Annotated in this window: 2 protein-coding genes and 2 pseudogenes; all 4 read left to right on the top strand. The window is 66.4% G+C overall.

The window, feature by feature from the left end:
* Window positions 1-619: pseudogene (locus tag HUK82_RS15205) on the top strand (energy transducer TonB); the annotation flags it as partial.
* Window positions 620-643: 24 nt separating this feature from the next.
* Window positions 644-2014: a Tol-Pal system beta propeller repeat protein TolB gene (tolB, locus tag HUK82_RS15200; RefSeq protein WP_176614750.1), complete on the top strand. Its 1371-nt coding sequence runs from the start codon at window positions 644-646 to the stop codon at window positions 2012-2014.
* Window positions 2015-2324: 310 nt separating this feature from the next.
* Window positions 2325-2801 carry a peptidoglycan-associated lipoprotein Pal gene (gene pal / locus HUK82_RS15195; protein ID WP_176614749.1) on the top strand — a complete coding sequence of 159 codons (477 nt, stop codon included), beginning with the start codon at window positions 2325-2327 and terminating at the stop codon, window positions 2799-2801.
* Between the two features lie 319 nt (window positions 2802-3120).
* Window positions 3121-3577: pseudogene (locus HUK82_RS17515) on the top strand (hypothetical protein); the annotation flags it as partial.

The following is a 3577-nucleotide window of genomic DNA, read 5'->3' as shown; positions in this document are numbered from 1 at the left end:
CAAGGTGACCGATGAGTCGGCCGAGCCGGTGAAAGCCCCGCCGCCCAAGCCCGCGCCGCCCGCGCCGAGCAAGGCCGTGAGCCCGCCTGCCCCGCAGACGGAAACCAAAGCCCTGCCGGACACGCAGCTTCCGTCGCACATCACGCAGCCTGAGAAGGCAGCGAAATCGACACCCGACAGCCATTCGCTGCTGGCGACGCTGGATGCGTTCCGTGCCGACCAGAAGCAGACGCATGCCCCCAAGGCACGCGCCAACCCCGATCAGGGCGGCGCCCCCAACGGCGGCGGCTCGCCCGATGGCGATATCACGCGCGCGCTGAGTGCAGCCGACCAGCGCGCGGTCGGTGGCTCGGTGCGGCGCTGCTATGCCGAGGACACGGCTGCGCGTAATTATGCCCAATTCTCCGCGCATCTGATCGTGACCATCGACGCCACCGGCGAGGCGCGACTTGTCGAATTCGCACCGGAAACGGCGGCGAAAATGAACGCCGACCCCTCTTACCGCGCTTTGGCGGAACGCGCACGGGACGCGGTGCTCAGCCCGACCTGCTCGAAGCTTCCGATTCCGCAGAACCTGCTGGGGCAGACCCGGCAACTGAAATTCGTCTTCCGCCCCTAAGTCCGGGCACTGGAGAACATGAGTATGGCTCGCAGCGACTTTCCCCTGATTTCCGATCATGACGCCTCGGCTCTCGCGGGCCTGCTGGGACGACGCAGCCTGCTGGGGACGGGCGGCGCCTTGCTGGCGGCCCCGCTGTTCGCGCCCGGCCATGCCTTCGCCCAGCAGGCCGGTGCCCCGGGTGCCGCGGAAATCACGGTCGATCAGGCACGCAGCGAGCCGATTCCGATCGCCATCCCCTCCTTCGGTCCTGGGCTGGGCGAACAGATCACACGCGTGATCACCGACGACCTGAACAATTGCGGGCTGTTCCGCGTGCTGCCCGCCAGCCCTGCAGCCGCGACGCCCGATTTCTCCACCTACAAGGCGATGGGCGCGCGCGCGCTGGTCAGCGGTACGACGGCCGGCGAGGGCAACGTGCGCGTCGAGATGCGTCTGTGGAACGTGCTGTCCGGCACCCAGCTTCAGGGCACGGCCTACACCACCAACGGCGCGAACTGGCGCCGGATCGCGCATATCATCGCCGACGTGATCTACGAGCGGATGCTGGGCGAGAAAGGCTATTTCGACACGCGCATCGCCTATATCGCCCGGACGGGTTCGCGCGCGCGTCAGACCACGCGTCTGGCGGTGATGGACCAGGACGGCGCCAACACGCGCATCCTGACCGGCGGAGAATGGCTGACGCTGACCCCGCGCTTCAACCCGGTGCGCGACCAGATCGCCTTCATGTCCTATGCCGACAACCGGCCCCGGGTCTATCTGTTCGATCTGGGCTCCGGCCGGCAGCAGATGCTGGGTGAGTTCTCCGGAATCTCGTTCGCGCCGCGGTTCTCGCCCGATGGCCGCTCGGTGGTGCTTTCGGCCACGCGCGGAGCCGGGTCCGATATCTACATCGTCGATCTGGCCAGCCGTGCGAAACGCCAGATCACCAATTCGGGCGCGATCGACACCAGCCCCAGCTTCAGCCCCGACGGGTCGCAGATCGTGTTCAACTCCGACCGGGGCGGCAGCCCGCAGTTGTATGTCATGAGCGCGGGTGGCGGTGGCGCACGACGCATTTCCTACGGCAACGGCCAGTATGGCTCGCCCGTCTGGTCACCACGCGGCGATCTGATCGCGTTCACGCGCATCGCCAATGGTGGATTCTCGCTGGGCGTGATGTCCCCGGACGGCAGCGGCGAGCGTATCATGACCGAGGGCTTCACGGTCGAGAGCCCGACCTTCTGCCCCAACGGGCGCGTCATCGCCTTTTGCCGTCAGACCCGTGCCGGGGCGGGCGGCGCGGGCTTTGCGTCCAGCGTCGCAACGGTCGACGTGACCGGCTTTCATGAACATGTGGTGCCGACCTCGACCGGTGCTTCCGATCCGGCGTGGTCGCCGCTCAACGGCTGAGACCGACGTTCGGCGCGGGTCTGTCCGGCGTTCCGTAAACGCTGGTCAGACCACCACGAAACGCGAGCTAACTGGTGCAAAAAAATCACTTTTTGGGCTAGCGCAATGAAATTTGTGTTTAAGGCGCTGAATCGCTTGACCACCGTTGGCGTGTATGGCTAACCGAGCGCTGGTCGCCAGCGTTCGCCAAAGTTCTCTCCGCCCCGCGGATCGGAGAACCGAACGAGAGCCGAGACCAGGCTACCATCCGGCTTAACCCTTGTTTTATCTTCATGTTCCCTATGCGGAACCGATCCCAGGATCAAAACCAATGAGATTGAAGCTTCTCGGTGCAATCGGCCTTGCCGTGCTTCTCGCAGCATGCTCGGACAAGTCCAACACCGGCGCCGCCAATGGCGCGGGCGCCACGGCGCAGGAAACCGGCCCGGCCCCCGGCAGCGAAGCCGACCTCGTCGCCAATGTTGGCGATCGCGTCTTCTTCGATCTGAACAAGAACACGCTGTCCAGCGACGCGCAGGCGACTCTGGACCGTCAGGCCGCCTGGCTTGCGAAGTATCCCCAGGTCAGCATCGAACTCGCCGGCAACTGCGACGATCGCGGCACCGAGGAATACAATATCGCTCTGGGCGAGCGTCGCGCCAACGCCGCGCGCGACTATCTGGTCGCCAAGGGTGTCGCGGCCTCGCGCATCACGACCATCTCCTACGGCAAGGACCGTCCGACCGCCACCGGCGACGACGAGCAGTCCTGGGCGCAGAACCGCAACGCGATCACGGCCGTCCGCTAATACGGGCCTGATCCTTGCGCGGGCGGTCTGCCGCCCGTCTGCACCACCATGCCCCGGGCATGGTCTGACCGGCCGGGTGACTTATCACCCGGCCGGTTTTGTTTTACAGCCTGTCTGACAAAACGTCGTGTCCGGCCGTGCCCGGCCATGAAAGGGCCATGGTAGGCACGTGTTCTCCGCCATCGGCCCTGCGCGATCCGCCGGGCCGCAGCGCCCGGGGTCCGCATGCCCGGCACACCCGGACCGGCGCTTTTCAGATCGTCGCCTTAACGGACAGGGGCTTTGCCCGATCTGGCCGCTTGTCTCTGGGATGTGAACCATGTCGTCTGTCGCCTCGCGTCTTTTTCATGCCCACCGTCCCGCGCGTCTGTGCCTGCCGATCCTGACCGCGGCCATGCTTCTGGGCGGCAGCACCGCCGCCTTCGCCCAGATGACCAGCCGCGAGGCGATCGAGCTTCAGAACCAGTTGGCCGAGCTGCGCCAGCAGATGAACCAGATGCAGTCCACGCCCGCACCGTCGATGGCGCCTCCGTCCTCCTCGTCCGCCCCGGCGCCGATGAACGGCGACCTGACGGCGCAGTTGCTCGACCGGGTCTCCACCCTGGAACAGCAGGTCCGCGACATGCGCGGCCAGCTCGATGAACTGAACAATCAGGTGCAGCAGCAGAACGCCACGCTGGGCAAACGTCTCGACGACATGAACTTCGCGATGCAGAACGGCGGCCGGTCAGGCGGGGGCGCCGCGCCAGCCGTGCCCGCAGCAGCCGGGCCGGCCC

The sequence above is a fragment of the Ameyamaea chiangmaiensis genome (assembly GCF_013376175.1).
Lineage (GTDB): Bacteria > Pseudomonadota > Alphaproteobacteria > Acetobacterales > Acetobacteraceae > Ameyamaea > Ameyamaea chiangmaiensis.
Note: the sequence above shows the minus strand (reverse complement) of the source record. Positions and strands in the feature narration are given on the sequence as shown.